At 44.4% G+C, this 18,419-nt stretch carries 17 protein-coding genes; 11 read left to right on the top strand and 6 right to left on the bottom strand.

Annotation, left to right across the window (positions count from 1 at the left end):
* The first annotated feature begins 11 nt into the window (after positions 1-11).
* From LCL96_RS11430 to LCL96_RS11385, 10 genes are all read left to right on the top strand, one after another.
* Positions 12-923, top strand: coding sequence for an alpha/beta fold hydrolase (locus LCL96_RS11430; protein ID WP_224941600.1), 912 nt, complete (start codon positions 12-14; stop codon positions 921-923).
* Positions 920-1,663, top strand: coding sequence for a 3-oxoacyl-ACP reductase FabG (gene fabG, locus LCL96_RS11425; protein WP_224941599.1), 744 nt, complete (start codon positions 920-922; stop codon positions 1,661-1,663). Before LCL96_RS11430 ends, fabG begins: the two co-directional genes overlap by 4 nt.
* A gap of 26 nt (positions 1,664-1,689) precedes the next feature.
* Entirely contained in the window at positions 1,690-2,868 is a 1,179-nt protein-coding gene (locus LCL96_RS11420; RefSeq protein WP_224941598.1) for a thiolase family protein, read from the top strand.
* Between the two features lie 230 nt (positions 2,869-3,098).
* Positions 3,099-4,223 (top strand): endonuclease, encoded by a 1,125-nt coding sequence (locus LCL96_RS11415; protein WP_397550051.1) that lies wholly within the window; start codon positions 3,099-3,101, stop codon positions 4,221-4,223.
* A gap of 126 nt (positions 4,224-4,349) precedes the next feature.
* Entirely contained in the window at positions 4,350-5,837 is a 1,488-nt protein-coding gene (locus LCL96_RS11410; RefSeq protein ID WP_318246420.1) for a class I adenylate-forming enzyme family protein, read from the top strand.
* 49 nt (positions 5,838-5,886) lie between these two features.
* Positions 5,887-6,420, top strand: a complete 534-nt coding sequence (locus LCL96_RS11405) for a GNAT family N-acetyltransferase (RefSeq protein WP_224941596.1) — start codon at positions 5,887-5,889, stop codon at positions 6,418-6,420.
* A 288-nt stretch (positions 6,421-6,708) separates the two neighbouring features.
* Complete coding sequence (locus LCL96_RS11400) at positions 6,709-7,095, top strand: VOC family protein (RefSeq protein ID WP_224941595.1); 387 nt, start codon at positions 6,709-6,711, stop codon at positions 7,093-7,095.
* Positions 7,096-7,419: 324 nt separating this feature from the next.
* Positions 7,420-10,902: a helicase-exonuclease AddAB subunit AddB gene (gene addB / locus LCL96_RS11395; RefSeq protein ID WP_224941594.1), complete on the top strand. Its 3,483-nt coding sequence runs from the start codon at positions 7,420-7,422 to the stop codon at positions 10,900-10,902.
* On the top strand, positions 10,895-14,659 hold the full coding sequence (gene addA / locus LCL96_RS11390; RefSeq protein WP_224941593.1) for a helicase-exonuclease AddAB subunit AddA: 3,765 nt from the start codon (positions 10,895-10,897) through the stop codon (positions 14,657-14,659). Before addB ends, addA begins: the two co-directional genes overlap by 8 nt.
* An 89-nt stretch (positions 14,660-14,748) precedes the next feature.
* Positions 14,749-15,051 (top strand): HNH endonuclease, encoded by a 303-nt coding sequence (locus LCL96_RS11385; protein WP_224941592.1) that lies wholly within the window; start codon positions 14,749-14,751, stop codon positions 15,049-15,051.
* A gap of 43 nt (positions 15,052-15,094) precedes the next feature.
* Here the strand turns inward: LCL96_RS11385 and LCL96_RS11380 are convergent, their stop codons facing one another.
* The 6 genes from LCL96_RS11380 to LCL96_RS11355 all read right to left on the bottom strand — a co-directional run bounded on the left by LCL96_RS11380 (position 15,095) and on the right by LCL96_RS11355 (position 17,094).
* Positions 15,095-15,313, bottom strand: a complete 219-nt coding sequence (locus LCL96_RS11380; RefSeq protein ID WP_224941591.1) for a spore germination protein — start codon at positions 15,311-15,313, stop codon at positions 15,095-15,097.
* Positions 15,314-15,410: 97 nt separating this feature from the next.
* Positions 15,411-15,818 carry a spore germination protein GerPE gene (locus LCL96_RS11375; protein ID WP_224941590.1) on the bottom strand — a complete coding sequence of 136 codons (408 nt, stop codon included), beginning with the start codon at positions 15,816-15,818 and terminating at the stop codon, positions 15,411-15,413.
* Positions 15,819-15,820: 2 nt separating this feature from the next.
* Positions 15,821-15,997, bottom strand: coding sequence for a spore gernimation protein GerPD (locus LCL96_RS11370; protein WP_224941589.1), 177 nt, complete (start codon positions 15,995-15,997; stop codon positions 15,821-15,823).
* Positions 15,972-16,601 carry a spore germination protein GerPC gene (gene gerPC / locus LCL96_RS11365; protein WP_224941588.1) on the bottom strand — a complete coding sequence of 210 codons (630 nt, stop codon included), beginning with the start codon at positions 16,599-16,601 and terminating at the stop codon, positions 15,972-15,974. The genes LCL96_RS11370 and gerPC overlap by 26 nt, the downstream gene beginning before the upstream one ends.
* A gap of 31 nt (positions 16,602-16,632) precedes the next feature.
* Positions 16,633-16,860, bottom strand: a complete 228-nt coding sequence (locus LCL96_RS11360; RefSeq protein WP_224941587.1) for a spore germination protein GerPB — start codon at positions 16,858-16,860, stop codon at positions 16,633-16,635.
* Positions 16,861-16,872: 12 nt separating this feature from the next.
* Entirely contained in the window at positions 16,873-17,094 is a 222-nt protein-coding gene (locus LCL96_RS11355; protein ID WP_224941586.1) for a spore germination protein, read from the bottom strand.
* Between the two features lie 129 nt (positions 17,095-17,223).
* On the opposite strand from LCL96_RS11355, the gene LCL96_RS11350 reads away from it, so the two are divergent.
* The gene (locus LCL96_RS11350; RefSeq protein WP_224941585.1) at positions 17,224-18,411 is read left to right on the top strand and encodes a DUF418 domain-containing protein; all 1,188 of its coding nucleotides are present in this window, start codon (positions 17,224-17,226) and stop codon (positions 18,409-18,411) included.
* The last annotated feature ends 8 nt before the right edge of the window (positions 18,412-18,419 follow it).

The raw sequence follows: 18,419 nt of genomic DNA, 5'->3' as shown, positions 1-18,419 counted from the left end.
GGGAAAACGATATGACAAGTGTTCAACTGAAGAAAGTATTGCTTGGGAATGGTGAAACGTTCGCTTATCGTGAAAGAAGCGGGGGACATATTCCTCTCGTGCTTGTACACGGAAATATGACGTCATCTAAACATTGGGATGTTGTCCTGGATAATATGGATGAACGTTATAAGATTTATGCCGTTGATTTGCGAGGGTTTGGAGAGTCCAGTTATCACAGGGGAATTGAGAGTATCAAAGATTTGTCAGACGATCTGAAGGATTGGGTGGACGGAATTGATCTCAAGGGGTTTTCAATGGTCGGTTGGTCCACCGGAGGAGCGGTGGCCATGCAATTTGTCATTGATCACCCTGAATATTGTAACAATCTTATTTTATTGGCATCTGCTTCGACAAGGGGATATCCATTCTTCGGTACAAAAGAAGACGGTACCTCGGATCTCGGAAATCGCCTACGCACAATAGATGAAGTGATGGTTGATAAGGGGAAGACCATCCCTGTACAAGCGGCCTATGATGAGAATGACAGGGCGTTTCTCCGCAGCCTATGGAATGCCCTTATCTATACCCATGCCCAGCCCGATGAGGGACGCTACGAAGAATACATCGATGATATGAGGACACAACGGAACCTGGCTCATATCTATCAGGCTCTCAATACGTTCAATATAAGCAATGCCCATAATGGTCTTGTTGAAGGAAGAGGGAAAGCAGGATCGATTTCGATTCCTGTGCTGGTATTAAGGGGTGACAGGGATTATGTCATCACGAAAGAAATGACTGAGGAAATTGTTGAGGATATAGGAGAAAATGCACTATTTGTAGAATTAAAGAATAGTGGACATTCACCACTCATAGACGATTTGGATCAGTTGCTTCACATCATCCAATCGTTTTTGCAAAAGAAGGAGGAACTGGCTTGAGGCTTGAAGGGAAAGTCGCCTTGATTACAGGCGCAGCAAACGGAATTGGATACGCAGCATCTGAAACATTTATAAAAGAAGGATGTCATGTTGCCCTTGTGGACTTCAACCAGGAGACCGGGGAAGAAAAAGCACGACAACTGAATGATCTAGGAACGGGAAAAGCAGCCTTTTTTCAAGGGGATGTTGCAGATCGTTCTTCCGTTGACTCTTTTGTTAAAGAAGTAAAAGAGCGGTTCGGCAAGATCGATATATTGATCAACAATGCCGGAATCACCAGGGACGGTATGGTTCATAAGCTTTCTTCCGAAGATTTTCAGAAGGTGCTCGATGTCAATTTAACCGGGGTGTTCAACTGTACCCAGGCAGTCCTGCCCCACCTGATCGCTCAGGGTAAAGGCAAAATCATCAATACCTCCTCTGTCAGCGGAGTTTACGGAAATGTCGGTCAAACCAACTATGCCGCTACAAAAGCAGCAGTCGTCGGGATGACGAAAACGTGGGCGAAGGAATTAGGTCGAAAAGGAATCAATGTCAATGCAGTCGCCCCCGGATTTACGGAGACGGGCATGGTGGCGAGTGTTCCTGAGAAAGTCATCGATCAAATGAAATCCATGATCCCGCTGGGGAGATTAGGAAAACCGGATGATATTGCAAAGGCCTATTTGTATCTCGCATCAGATGACAGCGATTATGTAAATGGCACCGTCCTTCATGTTGACGGTGGCATTATGATGTAATTTCATAAGAAAGGGGAAGTGACAAGATGAGAAATGTAGTCATCACATCGGCACTTCGTACGCCGGTAGGCGCATTTGGGGGAGCGTTCAAGGAACTGCTCCCGACAGACTTGATAGTACCAGTAATGAAAGCAGCCGCGGAGGAAAGCGGATTGTCTGAAGGAGACATTGATGAAGTGATTCTTGGGCATTGCATCCAGCGGACTGATCAGCCAAACACGGCCAGGACGGCTTCATTACTTGCAGGATTTGACGACACAACAACGGGCTTTACGATCCAGCGCCAATGCGCAAGCGGCATGCAGGCGATCATCTCGGGAGCCATGCAAATTCAAACGGGCATATCCGATATTGTTCTTGCCGGTGGTGTGGAAGCAATGAGTTCCAGCCCATATATTTTAAAACAGCACCGATTCGGTCAACGATTGCAGCATGGAGAAATCCGTGACTCGGTTTGGGAGGTGCTAGAAGACCCGATTCATGGCATCATGATGGGGGAAACTGCTGAAAACCTCGCCGAAATCCATTCCATTTCCCGTGAAGAGCAGGATGAGTATGCGGCGTTGAGCCATGAGCGTGCAGTGACTGCCATGGAAAATGGATCTTTCGATTCGCAGATTGTACCGATTGCAGTCAAAGAACGCAAAGGCGAAAAAATCATCGAGAAAGATGAAAGCCCCCGTGCAGGACTTGAAGTCGAAAAACTGCAAAAGTTAAAACCAGCGTTTCGTGAAGGTGGGTCCGTCACAGCCGGAAATTCATCAAGCTTGAATGACGGTGGAGCGGCATTGATCTTAATGAGTGAAGAAGAGGCAGAAAGAAGGGGGTTACAGCCGCTTGGAAGAATTGTCGGGTATTCTGTAGCGGGCGTAGACCCAAAACTGATGGGAATCGGTCCGGTACCGGCCATTCAGAAAGGCTTACATACCACTGAAAATTGGTCTTTGGATGAGATTGATTTATTTGAAATCAATGAAGCATTCGCTGCTCAATATTTGGCAGTGGAGAAAGAGTTGGGGCTTAATCGTGATAAGGTGAATGTGAATGGTAGCGGAATCAGCATCGGGCATCCCGTTGGATGTACAGGCGCACGACTTGTTGTTTCATTGCTCCATGAAATGAAGCGCCGTGATTTGAAAAAGGGAATTGCGTCATTATGTGTCGGTGGAGGCATGGGCGCTTCTGTTTTAGTAGAGGGAATGTAGTGTAGGGAAGAACCGGTCCTAGAGTGGGACGGTTCTTTTTTTTACGAAATCATCTCTTTTCACAAATGCTGTGAAATTTGACTCATTTTTCCTTATTTACACAAAATTAAACCTATTATGACAATGGGTGTTGTACGCTAAATGTGTAATACATTTTAAGGAGGCGAAGCAGTTTGAAGTTTGTACACAAAAAAGTGTTAGGGATTTTTGCTATTGTATTTCTCTTTACGATTGCGTGCAGTCAAGTATCTCCGAGTCAAATGAGTGCTGCGGGAAGTGGGACGTGGAGTTCTCCTTATACAGTGGATCAAGCAATATCCAACCAAAATGGTTCCACTCAGTCGGTTGAAGGGTATGTGGTCGGTCAGCCAACCTCAACAACATCCGTTATCACAAATAACTTTCCAAACGATTATGCATTGGCACTAGCGGCTTCACCATCAGAGGCTAATGCAGACCAAATGGTGTATGTCCAAATTCCATCTTCCTACCGTTCAACCTTTGGATTGCAAAGTAACCCGGGACTAATGGGTGAAAAAATCAAGGTAACAGGCAGTTTGACAGCCTACTTTTCCCATCCGGGAGTAAAGTCGACGTCTGCGTTCGAATCAGTGGAAGGCGGTGGAACCGATCCGACAGATCCTCCATCAGACCCATCGGATCCTCCGGCTTATGAAGAATACTACAATGGAGCGGAAGGGAAAACCGGTGATGCCTTGAAAACAGCTTTACATAACATCATTGATGATCATCAAACCCTTTCTTATGACGCTGTATGGGAAGCTTTGCGCAATACGGATGAAGATCCAAACAACTCAAATAATGTCATCCTTCTATACTCCGGCAGATCACAATCGAAAACGACAAACGGAGGCGGAGTGAACGATTGGAACCGTGAGCACGTATGGGCGAAATCTCACGGAGATTTCGGGACGGCCCAGGGGCCGGGTACGGACCTTCATCATTTACGGCCGACGGATGTGACAGTCAACTCCACAAGAGGAAACCTGGACTTCGACAATGGCGGGACCGAGCATAGCGAAGCCCCGGGGAACTACTATGATAGCGACTCTTGGGAGCCTCGTGATGAAGTGAAAGGTGATGTTGCTCGAATGATTTTCTACATGGATGTCCGTTATGAGGGAGACAGCGGCGAGGTAGATTTAGAATTGAACAATAATGTCAACAACGGAAGTGCCCCTTATATGGGCAAAATGTCTGTACTTCTGCAGTGGAATGAGCAAGATCCCGTCGATGAAAGGGAAATCCGCAGAAATAACATCATATATGAACAATATCAAGGAAATCGAAATCCATTCATCGATCACCCTGAGTGGGCGGAAATGATTTGGTAAAGAGTTTGGGCCTGGAGTCTTCCAGGTCTTTTTTTTGTAGCCGGAATCCTGATAGAGCGGTCCTGTAACTCATTTGTAACCAATATCTCCTATGATGAAACCAACCATTCCAAGGAGGAGATGAATATGGAAAGAGTCACAGATTGGTTGCAGAAGCGATCAATGATCTCTCCTGATCAAATTGCGTTAATGAATGCCGCTACGAACGAGATGATCGGTTACCGCACTTTAGATGAACGGGCGTCTAAGTGGGCTCAATATATGCAGGATAAAGGGATCGTGAAAGGAGATCGGGTGGTGTACCTGGCCAGAAATCATACGGTGTGCTTCGAAATCCTATTTGCGTGTGGAAAGATCGGTGCTGTATTTGTTCCCTTGAATTGGCGATTATCCCCTTCAGAGATAGGGGCGATTACAGAAAATTGTACCCCGAAGCTCATCCTTTATAAAGAAGATCTTCATCCCCTTATCACACAAGTTCCTAGAGGCTGTTTGAAAAGTTGTATAGACGAAATCACGATGGAAGTATACTCCGGGAATAATAGAGGATTATCCCTGGATCTACTCTCTCCCTCGGATCCATGGTTGATGATTTATACAGGAGGTACGACAGGGAGCCCCAAGGGAGTTGTCCTTTCCCATCGTTCGGTGACGGCAAATGCACTGAATACCGTGATAAGCTGGAATCTGACAAAGGATGATTGTACATTGACCTACTTACCAACCTTTCATACAGGAGGGATAAATGCATTATCCCTTCCCCTTCTGATGATCGGTGGAAAGGTAGTAATCGCTGAACGGTTTGTTCCAGAACAGGCGATACAGGCTCTGAATGAATTTGGATGCAGCATTGTACTGCTTGTCCCAACAATGTACCACTTACTTCTCGAAAGAGAGGAATTCAAATATACCCCCTTTCCTAAAATGAAAGTGTTTCTATCAGGAGGCGCGCCTTGTCCTGGGAAGGTGTATGAATTCTTCAACGAAAAGAAGATCCCATTTAAAGAAGGATATGGATTGACAGAGGCAGGTCCCAATAATTTCTATATCGATCCATCACGTATGAAAAAGGGGTCAGTTGGAAAAGCGATGATGCTAAACCGGGTAAAGGTCGTGGATGATGACGGAAATCCTGTTGAACAGGGTGAAGTGGGAGAATTGTTATTAGGTGGAGACCATTTGTTTAAAGAGTATTGGCAAAAACCTGAACAAACACAAGAGGTGTTAAAAGACGGATGGCTTCATACCGGAGACCTGGCAAAGTATGATGAAGACGAAGATTATTATATCGTTGGACGGAAGAAAGACATGATCATATCAGGCGGGGAAAATATCTATCCTTTGGAGATTGAACATTGGTTAACTGAGCATCCGGAAATTTCTGAGTGTGCAGTGATCGGTTTGCCTCATGAAAAATGGGGGGAGGTCGTAACGGCATTCATTTCTGTACGTAATGGACAGCGTTTATCAATTGAAGATGTGGAGACATATTGTTTACAGAAATTCGGAAGATTCAAGGTTCCCAAAGACTATCATTTTATAAACGAACTTCCGAAAACCGATGTGGGCAAAGTCAATAAACGAGCGCTGACCAAACGATTTCAGGGGCAATAAAGGAAAAGGGATGGGCTACCTCGAAATACATATGTCGAGGTGAAAACGGATGAAACGTTTATTGACAGGCAAGAGAATCTATTTAACAGGATTTCAGGAAGAAGATGTGAAGAGCATCAGGGAGTGGGGACTGAATGAAGAAGTGCAGAGATTATTCGATGCCCTTCCCCACAGGCCAAAATCAGAGGAAGAGATCAAGAAATGGATGAATCCGGGAGAGAATGCCTTTCGTTTTGCGATCCGTCTGAAGGACGATGGAAGGATCATCGGTTTTGTAGAACTGGACGGCATTCTCTGGACCCATCGAGTGGGATGGGTCAGCATCTTGATCGGAGACGAAAAGTCATGGGGGAGTGGAATCGGCAGAGAAGCAATGGAATGTCTTCTAGCATACGCCTTTCACGAGTTGAATTTATACCGTATTCAATTGACGGTATTTTCGTATAATGAGAGGGCGATCCGATTATATGAATCGCTTGGGTTCATGAAAGAAGGAAGTTACCGTCAATTCCTTCAGAGAGATGGAAAGAGGTATGACATGTTTTTATTTGGGTTATTAGCGGATGAATGGAAGGAAGGATGAGGAGGTCCTTCTTTTTTTTGGCGTGGGGAGAAAGAGAGGGTGGTGGGATCGAGCGCTCAGTCGATTTCCTTTATTTGTTAAATGACGCAAATACCTTTCAGAATGACGCATAAAACGAAAAAACGACGCAATAAAAAATATAATGACGCAAATATAGAAAAAATGACGCAATTCCCACCCGAAATGACGCAATAAGCTCCCCATCCACATGGTCAAACAATAGAAATCCCATCGAACGACTTTTCTTTTTTATAAAAACGGTCGATCGTCACAAAAGGAGCGATATTAATGAACATTTCCGGCTTTAACCATCTGACAATCAACACTAGAAGTCTAGAAGACTCACTCCCCTTTTACATAGAAATCCTGCAGGCTTCCCTCATACATAAAGGACGAAAGGATGTATATCTGGAATGGGGACCGGTATGGATCTGTCTTCAGGAAAAAGTGGGTCTCGATACGTCCGCGGGCTATGGAATCCATCATGTCGCTTTCAGCATCGATGAGAAAGGATTTCATAAGGCTGTTCATCTGCTGAAGGAGAAGGGGGTGCAGATCGTAAGGGGCCCTCTAAAAAGGGGCAAGGGATGGAGTATCAATTTCCTTGCTCCCGACAATGTCCAATTCGAGCTGCACACATCGAATCTACAGGAAAGGATGGAGGTATGGAACTAATTGCCGATCTCCTACCTCCTCAGACCACGATACACCGTTCCTTCCCTTGCAATGAAAAAGATAATCAAATTTCCTGCCAGAAAAACTTCACTTTAAGCAATGAAAATATATAGCAATATGCCTTCACAATAAGACCAGCAGAATTTCTGTTGCACTCATGAAAAAATGCCTTATTTTTTAAAAAACAATGTGTAGATGTTCCAAATATTTTCAATCAAGATTGAGATAGGAAAGATTTCTACTTGTGTACTATAATGAACCTATACAAAAATTCATATAGCCCATGGGTTAGAATAGATAGAGTATGAGAAAAGGAGTGAGAGGATGGCTGTACGTTTTATTCTCGGACGCTCCGGTACGGGGAAAACCTACCATATATTGAATGAGATGAAAAGGAGCTTGCAGGAAGCCCCGAATGGCGATCCCATCATCTATATCGTACCGGACCAAATGTCCTTTATATCGGAATATGAGCTCGTGAACACACCGGGATTGAACGGAATGATCCGGGGGCAAGTGTTCAGCTTCACGCGCCTTGCGTGGAAGGTTCTCCAGGAAACGGGAGGAATGAGCCGTTATCATTTATCTGAAGTCGGATTGAACATGATGATCCGCAAGATTATAGACGAAAACAAGGAAGATCTTCATATATTCAACAAGGCCTCGGACAAGCCGGGGTTCATTCATCATGTTGAAGCGATTGTCAAAGAATTTAAACGGTATTGTATATCTCCCTCCGACTTGCACGGGTTTGAGGGTGACAATGAACGGTCCAAGGCATTGAAGGACAAACTTCATGACCTTGAGTTGATTTACGAGAAGTTCGAGGAAAGGCTTCTCGGGAAATACATCGATTCAGAAGATTATTTTCAGTTGCTTTCAGATCATGTGAAAAATTCAGATCTTCTGAAGAAGGCAGAGATTTACATAGACGGATTCCATAGTTTCACGCCGCAGGAATATCTCATCATCGATCAGCTTATTCAGCATACAAAAAAAGTAACGGTTGCCCTTACAACGGATCCGGAACAGTTGATGGGTGCTATGAACGAATTGAGCCTGTATCGTATGACGAATGAAACGTATCATACCCTTCAGGATATATGCAGAGGGGCAGGGCAGACGGTGGAAGAAGAGATGATGACAAAGCCAATTCGCTATCAGAGTGAAACCCTGCTTCATTTAGAGCGTCATTTTGAAGAGCGGCCGACCATCCCTTTTGATAGAGGAAGTGGGACCATTGAATTCCTGGAAGCTTCCAACCGCCGGGCAGAGATAGAAGGTGTGGCCAGGGAAATCAGGAAGCTTGCACGGGAAGAAGGGTTCCGATACAAGGATATGGCTGTCTTGGTACGAAACAGCCAGGAATACCGTGATAAAGTCGAAACGATTTTTCAAGATTATGCGATCCCGTTTTTCCTAGATCAGAAGCGGACGATGTTAAATCATCCTCTCATTGAGCTTATTCGGTCTACACTGGAGATCATGAACACGAACTGGAGATATGAGCCAGTCTTCAGGGCAGTGAAAACGGACCTTTTGTTCCCTTATCAGAAGAACCCCACAGACTTGCGTGAAAAAATGGACCGGCTTGAGAACTATGTGCTGGCTTACGGGATAAAGGGGGACCGGTGGACGAAAAAGGATCGTTGGAAATACCGTCGTTTCCGGGGGCTTGAGCATGTGGATGCACCACAGACTGATCGTGAAAGAGAACTGGAGCATGAGATCAATGAGCTGCGATTATTTATTTCCGCACCAATCATCCGTTTTGGTAAAAGACTAAAGAAGCGGGCCACTGGCAGGGAGTTCTGTGAGGCTCTATATTTGTATCTCGAAGAGTTGGATATACCTGAAAAGCTTGAACGGATGCGTATTGAAGCAGAAGAGAAGGGGAATTTGATCGCAGCGAGGGAACATGATCAGGCATGGTCAGCAGTAATGGATCTTCTCGATCAATATGTAGAAATGCTCGGTGATGAAACAACCACCATGAAGAAATTCTCCTCCATTCTAGATGCGGGGATTGAAACGATGGAATTCTCATTAGTTCCGCCGGCTATTGATCAGGTCATTATTGCGGACTTGGAAAAATCCAGGCTTGGCGATATTAAAGCTGCGTTCATCATTGGAGTGAATGACGGGGTCCTTCCAGCGAAAATGAATGAAGAAGGTGTCCTGTCTGAAGAAGACCGAGAGTCGCTGATCCATAGAGGATTCAAGATCGCGCCGAGCAACAGGACGAAGCTATTGGATGAGGAGTTTGTGGCATATAAAGCCTTCACGACTCCAAGTGAGCGACTATTCGTCAGCTATCCGATCGCCAATGAAGAAGGGAAGGCGCTTCTACCTTCATCTTTCATCAAACGATTGAACGAAATGTTCCCGGAAGCGGGTACAAAGCTTCTCATCAATGAACCATCGGAATTAACAGAAGAAGAACAGCTTCATTACGTCTGCCATCCGAATGTGACAATCTCCCATTTGACGTCCCAGCTGCAGTTAAAGAAAAGGGACTATCCCATTTATGATTTCTGGTGGGATGTGTATAACTTCTATACAACGTCCAATGATTGGAAATGGCATTCCGGGCATATCTTATCGAGCCTCTTTTACGAAAATCGTGGACAACAACTGTCTGAGGATACGAGCAAAGAGTTGTATGGGGATCATATTCTGGCGAGTGTATCACGGATGGAGTTGTTTCACAGCTGCCCGTTCTCTCATTTTGCGAGCCACGGGTTGAAGCTGAGAGAGCGGGATTTCTTCAAGCTGGAAGCACCGGATATCGGTGAAATGTTCCATTCAGCTTTAAAATGGATATCGGAAGAAGTGGAGCGTCATGGTCTGACGTGGGCATCCCTCTCCAAATCACAGTGTCTGCAGTTGGCGAAGGAAGCAGTACTCATGCTCGCTCCGAAACTTCAGCACCAGATCCTATTAAGCTCAAACCGGCATTATTATATTGCTCAGAAGCTTGAGCAAATCATCAGCCGGGCCAGTCTTATCCTCAGTGAACACGCGAAGGCGAGCGGGTTTGTGCCTGTCGGGGTGGAGCTTGGATTCGGACCACATGCAACACTTCCACCGTTTCAGTTCCAACTGAGAAATGGGACGAAGATGGAGCTGCAGGGGAGGATCGACCGTGTGGATAAAGCAGAAGATCCGAACGGGGTGTATCTCAGAATCGTCGATTACAAATCGAGTGCAAGGGATCTGGATATGACGGAAGTATACTACGGATTGGCCCTTCAAATGCTGACGTATTTGGACATTGTCTTAACGAATTCGAAACAATTCGTCGGGAAAGAAGCGAAGCCTGCCGGCGTCCTTTATTTCCACGTTCATAATCCGATGATCAATAGCAAAAAGATCCTGACGATGGATCAGATCGAAAATGAAATTTTTAAAAGCTTTAAAATGAAGGGGCTTGTGTTAGGAGATTCAGAGATCGTCCGATTGATGGACCAAACCCTCGATACCGGGAATTCAGATATCATCTCAGCCGGGATCAAGAAGGATGGATCGTTGACTTCTCGATCAAAAGCGGCTTCAAATGAAGATTTTCATTATATGCGTCAACATGTCAGAAAGCTCTATGAAGCTTCAGGGAACCGCATCATCTCAGGTGAGACGGAGATTGCTCCCTATAAGCTGAAGGACCGGACTCCGTGCCAGTTCTGTTCATTCCGATCCGTCTGTCAATTTGATCAGTCGTTGGAGGAAAACGACTATAGAGTGCTGCCGACAGCCAAACCGGAAGATTTATTACGGAAAGTGAGAGAGGAGGTAGAATCCAATGAGTAATGACAGAATTCCAAGCAAGCCGGATCATGTAACGTGGACCGACGACCAATGGAAGGCGATTTGGGCGAAGGGCCAGGATATTCTTGTTGCAGCAGCTGCAGGATCGGGTAAGACCGCTGTTCTGGTGGAGAGGATCATTCAGAAGATCGTCGCAGAAGAAGAAAGAATGGACGTGGACGAATTATTGGTTGTTACCTTTACCAATGCTTCTGCCGCAGAAATGAGGCACCGGATTGGGGTTGCGCTGGAGAAAGCGATTGATGAGGATCCCCATTCCCATCATTTAAGAAAACAGTTGAGCTTACTGAATCGGGCATCCATTTCTACTCTTCACTCCTTCTGTCTTGAAGTAATACGCAAATATTACTACCTCATCGATATCGATCCTGGTTTCAGGATCGCGGATGAAACAGAAGGAGACCTGATCCGAGATGAGGTCCTGGATGAACTGTTTGAAGAGGAATACGGCAAAGAGGATAATCATGCCTTCTTTAAGCTTGTTGATACGTTCACGAACGATCGAAGTGATGGGGCACTGCAGGACATGATCAGGAAACTGTATGATTTTTCCCGTTCTCATCCAAACCCAGATGAATGGCTATTAGGGCTGGAAGAGATGTATGAATTGGATGAAGGAGTGGAAATTGATCAGCTTCCCTTTATCCAACCATTGCTGACCGATATACGGCTACAGCTTCATGGAGCCAAACGATTATTTCAACGAGCGTTGGAACTCACCAGAGTGCCTGGGGGACCTGGCCCTAGAGCAGAGAATTTCCTCAGTGATATAGAGATTGTTGAGAGTCTTGAAAGGAGTCTTACTATTTCTTGGGATCACTTATATGAAACCATTCAAACCTTACCATTTACAAAGTTAAAGGCTTGTCGAGGGGATGACTTCAATAAGGACATCGTGGATGAAGCCAAGAAGCTTCGTGATCAGGGGAAGAAAACGGTAGAGAAGCTTCAGGAGGATTTTTTCTCTAGAAGACCCGGAACATTCCTGGAAGATATGAGGAAGATGAAGGGTGTGATTCACACTCTAGCGGAAGTAGTGGTGGAGTTCGGCAGACGTTTCAGACAAGTGAAAGAAGAGAAAGGGCTCGTTGACTTTGCCGATTTAGAGCACTTCTGTCTCGACATATTGAGAGACCCTTCATATGATGATTTGGTTCCTTCAGAGGCTGCAAAACAATATAAAAAGAAGTTTAAAGAAGTACTGGTGGACGAATATCAGGATACGAATATGGTTCAGGAATCCATTCTTCTTCTCATCACAGAAGAACGCGAAGAAGTTGGAAACCGATTTATGGTTGGGGATGTGAAGCAATCTATCTACCGCTTCCGACTGGCTGAACCGAATCTGTTTTTAGGAAAGTATACACGGTTCCTTCCAGTCAGTGGAGAATCAGGATTGAAAATCGATCTATCCCAAAATTTCAGAAGCCGGAAAGAAGTATTGGAAGGGACGAACTTTATATTTAAACAAATCATGGGAACGTCTGTAGGTGAGATGGAATATAACCGGGAAGCAGAGCTTGTAAAGGGTGCACCTTATCCAGAAGAGAAGGAATTTCCCATTGAAGTGGCCATCATCAACCAGGAAACCGAGGAATCTTCATCCGGTAGTGAGGAAGAAAACCTATCCATTTTTGACGAAGGCGATATTGAGAAATCCGTTCTTGAAGCCCGTTACATGGCAAATAAAGTAAAACAAATGATCGAGGGACGTACACCGATCTACGATGCCAAGACGAAAACGGAACGTCCGATACAGTACCGTGATGTTGTCATCCTGCTACGCTCTATGCCTTGGGCGGCGGAAATCATGGAAGAATTCAAACGGCAGGGTATCCCGATTTATGCGAATTTATCTACAGGGTATTTTGAAGCGACCGAGATCGCCATTATGCTTTCTCTGTTGAAAGTGATTGATAATCCGTACCAGGATATTCCCCTTGCTTCGGTTCTCAGATCCCCCATTGTAGGACTGGATGAACAAGGTCTTGCCAGTGTCCGGATCCATTCAAGGGCGGGAAATTATTATGAAGCGTTAAAGAGGTTTGCCAGCGAGAAACCGGGCAATCCGAGAGAAGAAGAGACTTTTGAAAAGGTGAAAGTGTTCCTATATCACCTCGAGAATTGGCGGACGAAGGCACGTCAGGGTTCCGTGACAGAATTGATCTGGCAGCTCTACCGCGATACCCGTTTCTATGATTATGTAGGGGGAATGGCTGGAGGGAAGCAGCGTCAGGCTAATCTCAGAGCACTATATGACCGGGCCCGTCAATATGAAGAGACTTCCTTCAGGGGATTATTCCGTTTCCTGCGTTTCATTGACCGGATGAGGGAACGGGGGGATGATCTGGGTGTAGCAAGAGCCTTGAGTGAACAGGAGGATGTGGTGCGTTTAATGACCATCCACTCAAGCAAAGGACTTGAGTTCCCCATTGTGTTTGTCGCCGGCACTTCTAAGCAATTCAACCTTATGGACTTGAATGCAGCACACTTATTAGATAAAGATCTTGGTTTGGCTGTGAAATATACCGACTCGGATAAACGGATCAGTTATCCATCCCTCCCACAATTGGCGTTCAAGCGGAAGAAACGGATGGAGGCAATCTCTGAGGAGATGAGGGTGCTGTATGTAGCATTGACCCGTGCCAAGGAGAAATTATTCCTGGTCGGCACTGTGAAGAGTCTGGAGAAGTCGCTTGAAAAATGGAGGGGCGCTTTAAGTCAGACTGAATGGTTATTATCTGATTACGACAGGGCCGCTGCGAGTTCCTATCTTGATTGGATAGGTCCGTCCCTCATGCGTCATCCACATGGCAAAGAGTTGGGGGGAGAAGTGTCGGAGGGAAGCGGAATCAATGAGGAGATCCTAAGCCATCCTTCCCGCTTTCAAATCATGAAGATTGATAAGTCAGAGCTCGTTGCAGAAGATGAAGAGTCTTTAAGTGTGGATGATAATTGGAAAGAACTCGTGAGGACTGGTGCAGAGGTGGAACTGGAGTCCGTCCATAAAGAAGAAGTCTTACACCGACTGTCCTGGAAGTACCCTCATTTACGTGCAACGAATCTTCGTTCGAAGCAATCTGTCTCAGAGCTGAAGAGGATGTTTGAAATAAGAGACGAAGCGTCAAGTATCGATATCCTGAGACGCCATCATAAACCTGTCTATAATCGCCCTCAATTCATGCAGTCGAAAGAGTTGTCCCCAGCCGAAAAGGGAACGGCCATGCATACGGTCATGCAGCATATTTCTTTCGAAGATGGGGAACCGACGGAAGAGAAGGTGGAGTATCTTTTATCAACCCTTGTTCATAAAGAAATTCTGACGGAAGAGCAAAAATGTTCCATCTCGGTAGATAATATCATCGGATTTTTTAGAACTGGGATTGGTCAGCGAATGATTAAGGCTCACACTATACAACGGGAAATTCCATTCAGTATGAGTGTCCCCCTTAGTGAAATTTCAGAAACGGGAGAGGGAGCCCCTGAAGAAACGATCCTTGTACAGGGTGTCATTGACTGTGTATTCAGAGATGAGTCGGGAATCGTCTTATTGGATTATAAAACCGACGGTATCCATGATCGTTATCAGGGCGGCTTTTCTGAAGCTAGGCCGGTATTAATGGAAAGGTATAAAGTCCAAATTGAGTTATATACCCGAGCATTAGAATCTATCTGGAAGGAACCTGTATCAGAAAAGTACCTATACTTCTTTGATGGAGGGCATGTACTGGAATTATAAACGGAAACACTTCAAAGCCATGCTTTGAAGTGTTTTTTTAAGAGAAGAGGGAAAACCTATACTAATCACGTATTGAGGGATGATGGAAGATGGGGAAGAGAACGGTAGGCACATGTGAATTATGTTCCAGGGGAAACGTTGAAATCACGGTTCATCATCTCACACCTAAAGAGGTGGGCGGCACATTCCTGCCCACTGCGCAGCTTTGTATTCCGTGTCATAAACAGATACACTCCCTGTACACCAATGATGAACTGGGAGTCAGGTTGAACACGATTGAAGATTTAAGAAAAGATGAAAAAATCCATGCATTCATTAAATGGATACGGAAGCAGCCTTCCACCAAGTTAATTAAAACAAAGAAAAGTGTAGAACGCAGAAAGAAACGATAGTTCATAAAAAAACAAAAAGCCTCCTGATAGGCTTTTTGTTGTCTTAGTTATTTCCGGTTATTGGCTGGTCTACGACGTTACAATCAAAGGTGGTACTTACGCTGAAGACATTGTAGCTTAATTGAAATGGACCCGTATTGAAGGAACCGGATCCGCCAAATGTCTTAGACGCTGACTTCGGTGAAATAATAGCGGTGTCACCAAACTGAACACTTCCCCCACCTACGTTAAGAATAGCGACAGGACCTACTAAAGCGGGCATAATCAACATCCTCTTTTGATTTGTCTATATTAGTAACCTATGTGAACTCGACGGGATGGTTCATGAGAAAAACGGTTTGTTAAAGATGAGTAACACCCTAGTTAGGTTCTTCGATTGTTTCAAAATTTTGCTCCTCTTCACCCTTTTCCTTTTCGAGCTGACGAATATTTTTGACTCTACCTTCCATATACACATTGCAAGTGTTCCCTATGTGGATGATGGACGAAAATGATGTAGCACGTATATACATATTGTTCACTTTGATCGGACACAGATTTAATCTGTTTACCCTTATATTCGGGTTGATGCGGGGGAGCTCTATCGGACTCGTAAACACTTCAGAATCGAAAGTGCCTTCGCTTGTTAAGAAAAATTCCTTCTCACGCTGTACGGCGTAAGCTTTCGACAGTGCATTTATATTTTGTGAATCCCCTATCTGATAAAGAGAACTAAAGGCCAAGGTAACACCTTCTAAAGAGTTGACGATCGAGTATCTCTTAAGCATAATCACTTAGGGGTAAGAGGAACGAATGGACCGATGATGAGTGATTCCGGCGGGGTATCGAAAGCAGAGGCAAGCTGGATGATGTCAGCATCCCCAACGAGAACGAGGGAGGAACTGGCCACCCCTGCAATATCGATATTTCCGACGGTTAATTCACGATTGATTACTTGGAGGTTCATTGTTCTTCATTCCTTCCATATGGTCTGGGATTTGAGACATAAAGGAGAAAAGGGCCGTTTCGATGTCCTTTTTAATTTTGTCGATGATTTTCCTTTCCCATTCTCCTTCCTGTTGTTTCGATTCAATATAGGGGATGTTTTGTAAATAGAAGTCAATTCTCTGTGGCATTTGATTCAGCAGATCCTGCTGTATCATTTCGTAATAGGACGGATCAAGAGAACGCTGGAATTGCATTTCGTTATCCTGGATGAGGGTTGGTAATTCTGAATCGATATACGCTTTTATTTCTGAAGTAATCCTCTCCTTATAAGGCTCTAAGTTTTTGATCGTTTTAACATCGACATTGGGCTCAACTGCTAGGTCTTCAATGGTTTCCTTTAAATTGCTTGGATTCAGTCCGATATTCAGCGTGCCGTCGAGAGATTCTACTTTAAGCTGGTCGAATTTATATTCGATTTTCTCAACATTGATTTTCGGGGTATCCCTGAGGGTGGTTAATTCCTGTGACAGGTCATCCACTTTCTTTTCCAACGCGACAATTTTCGAATTCAACATCTCGATATATTGATAGAGTTGTTGGGGGGTCATATAGTAATTGTTCATACTGCCACCTCTTTCTTTTGTCGCGATTCACTTATCTTGGCGTTTGCAATGGAACAAGTGGTGAAACAGAAGGAGGAGTACCTCCATTTCCGTTTTTCTCGGCTTCAGGGGCAGGCTCGGTATAGCCTCCTGTATTATAGAGAAAGTCATTGGTCGTAATTTGACCGCATGTTCCAATCTGGAGGATGGAAGAATTGGACATTCCTCCAATTTTAATAAATTGAATTTGTATAGATTGTTGAATATAATAATTCGACATTCGGCATCACACTCATAAGTTAAAGTTTATTCCCTGATCCATTCCATCGTCATCCACGGTGTAGGTCAAGGAGCTTTCATTATAAACCGAAATTCCCTTTCCTGTTATGAATGAACCTGCCCCGGCAAAGGTTTTGGCTGTTGAAATCGGACTGATGTTAAATACATCCCCAATATGGAAAACGGCGCTGGAACCGACATTGACGACTTGAGCAATTCCTACGATTGCGGGCATTGTGACTCACACCTTTAAGACAAAGTTAATTATTGTTATTCTATGTTAAGAACATGAATAGGTGATAATCGCCTAATTTCCTTTTTCAGGTTAGAATGGAATCAAGATTAATTTATCGGAGGAAAATGAATGAACACCATGTCACCAATTGAACAAACAGAACGTATCGTTAGCCTTGATGTGATCAGGGGATTCTCATTACTCGGCATCTTTATCATTAACATGATTTCTTTTCATTCCCCATTTCTGTATCTGGATCCGTATACGTGGTGGAAGACGCCTGAAGATGTCGCGCTCTACCCATGGATTGACGTTTTGATTCAAGCAAGCTTTTATCCGTTATTCGCCATGATGTTCGGATATGGACTAGGGATCCAGCAGCAAAGGGCTGAGGATAAGGGAACGTCCTTCTACCGATTTGGAATCAGAAGACTTCTTATTTTATTGGGAATCGGGTGTATCCATGCCTTCTTGATCTGGTCAGGGGATATCCTGATTAATTACGCCGTGTTTGGATTAGTTCTTCTGGCATTCATGAGGCTTTCCGGAAAGGCATTGATGTGGCTGGGTGGTATCTTATTTCTGTTGCCTCAAGCTTTTTTCAGTATATTACTAGTATTGATGACCTTTGCAGATCCGACGGGTGTGACTGAGTATACGGATATTGCCGCATTGCAGAATTCAGTTGCCGCCTATGCATCGGGAAGTTTCAGCAGTATCATGGAGCAACGCTTTCAGGACTGGTATATGGTGAATTCACCTGCCAATCTCATATTCTTGTTACTGTCGATCCTGCCAATGATGATGATCGGGGCAGGGGCAAGTAAATGTCAACTATTAGAAAAAGTAAGATCCTATAAGAAGATTTGGATGATTATTGGAGGAATCACGTTACTCTTTGGAATCATCATCAAATCACTGCCACTCATCATAGAACATAATTTTGCTTATTCCTATATCCAGGACTTTTTTGGAGGTCCGTTCTTATCAGTATCTTATGCAATAATCCTTTCATTATTATTGTTGAATCAAAAAATCATGAAATGGAGCAAGCCACTCGCTTCAGTTGGGAAGATGTCCCTCACGAATTATCTGATGCAATCGATCATCGGAACACTTCTTTTCTATTCATATGGTTTTGGACTCTATGGAGAAGTGACTTTAACGACTGGGACGATGCTCGCAGTGGGGATCTATGTCATACAAGTGATCCTATCAGAGATATGGTTATCCAAGTTTACATATGGTCCAGTTGAAAAGATTTGGCGGGTATTAAGTTATGGCAAAAGGAACGTAGTTGAAAAGGGAAAAGGATAACTTGAAAA

The sequence above is a fragment of the Rossellomorea aquimaris genome, assembly GCF_020172085.1.
Lineage (GTDB): Bacteria > Bacillota > Bacilli > Bacillales > Bacillaceae_B > Rossellomorea > Rossellomorea aquimaris_E.
Note: the sequence above shows the minus strand (reverse complement) of the source record. Positions and strands in the feature narration are given on the sequence as shown.

Excerpts from the sequence above, each read along its gene's own strand:
- LCL96_RS11430 (WP_224941600.1), top strand. The coding sequence starts at position 12 with ATGACAAGTGTTCAACTGAAGAAAGTATTGCTTGGGAATGGTGAAACG.
- LCL96_RS11420 (WP_224941598.1), top strand. The coding sequence starts at position 1,690 with ATGAGAAATGTAGTCATCACATCGGCACTTCGTACGCCGGTAGGCGCA.
- LCL96_RS11410 (WP_318246420.1), top strand. The coding sequence starts at position 4,350 with ATGGAAAGAGTCACAGATTGGTTGCAGAAGCGATCAATGATCTCTCCT.
- LCL96_RS11405 (WP_224941596.1), top strand. The coding sequence starts at position 5,887 with ATGAAACGTTTATTGACAGGCAAGAGAATCTATTTAACAGGATTTCAG.
- LCL96_RS11400 (WP_224941595.1), top strand. The coding sequence starts at position 6,709 with ATGAACATTTCCGGCTTTAACCATCTGACAATCAACACTAGAAGTCTA.
- addB (WP_224941594.1), top strand. The coding sequence starts at position 7,420 with ATGGCTGTACGTTTTATTCTCGGACGCTCCGGTACGGGGAAAACCTAC.
- addA (WP_224941593.1), top strand. The coding sequence starts at position 10,895 with ATGAGTAATGACAGAATTCCAAGCAAGCCGGATCATGTAACGTGGACC.
- LCL96_RS11385 (WP_224941592.1), top strand. The coding sequence starts at position 14,749 with ATGGGGAAGAGAACGGTAGGCACATGTGAATTATGTTCCAGGGGAAAC.
- LCL96_RS11380 (WP_224941591.1), bottom strand. The coding sequence starts at position 15,313 with ATGCCCGCTTTAGTAGGTCCTGTCGCTATTCTTAACGTAGGTGGGGGA.
- LCL96_RS11375 (WP_224941590.1), bottom strand. The coding sequence starts at position 15,818 with ATGCTTAAGAGATACTCGATCGTCAACTCTTTAGAAGGTGTTACCTTG.
- LCL96_RS11370 (WP_224941589.1), bottom strand. The coding sequence starts at position 15,997 with ATGAACCTCCAAGTAATCAATCGTGAATTAACCGTCGGAAATATCGAT.
- gerPC (WP_224941588.1), bottom strand. The coding sequence starts at position 16,601 with ATGAACAATTACTATATGACCCCCCAACAACTCTATCAATATATCGAG.
- LCL96_RS11360 (WP_224941587.1), bottom strand. The coding sequence starts at position 16,860 with ATGTCGAATTATTATATTCAACAATCTATACAAATTCAATTTATTAAA.
- LCL96_RS11355 (WP_224941586.1), bottom strand. The coding sequence starts at position 17,094 with ATGCCCGCAATCGTAGGAATTGCTCAAGTCGTCAATGTCGGTTCCAGC.
- LCL96_RS11350 (WP_224941585.1), top strand. The coding sequence starts at position 17,224 with ATGAACACCATGTCACCAATTGAACAAACAGAACGTATCGTTAGCCTT.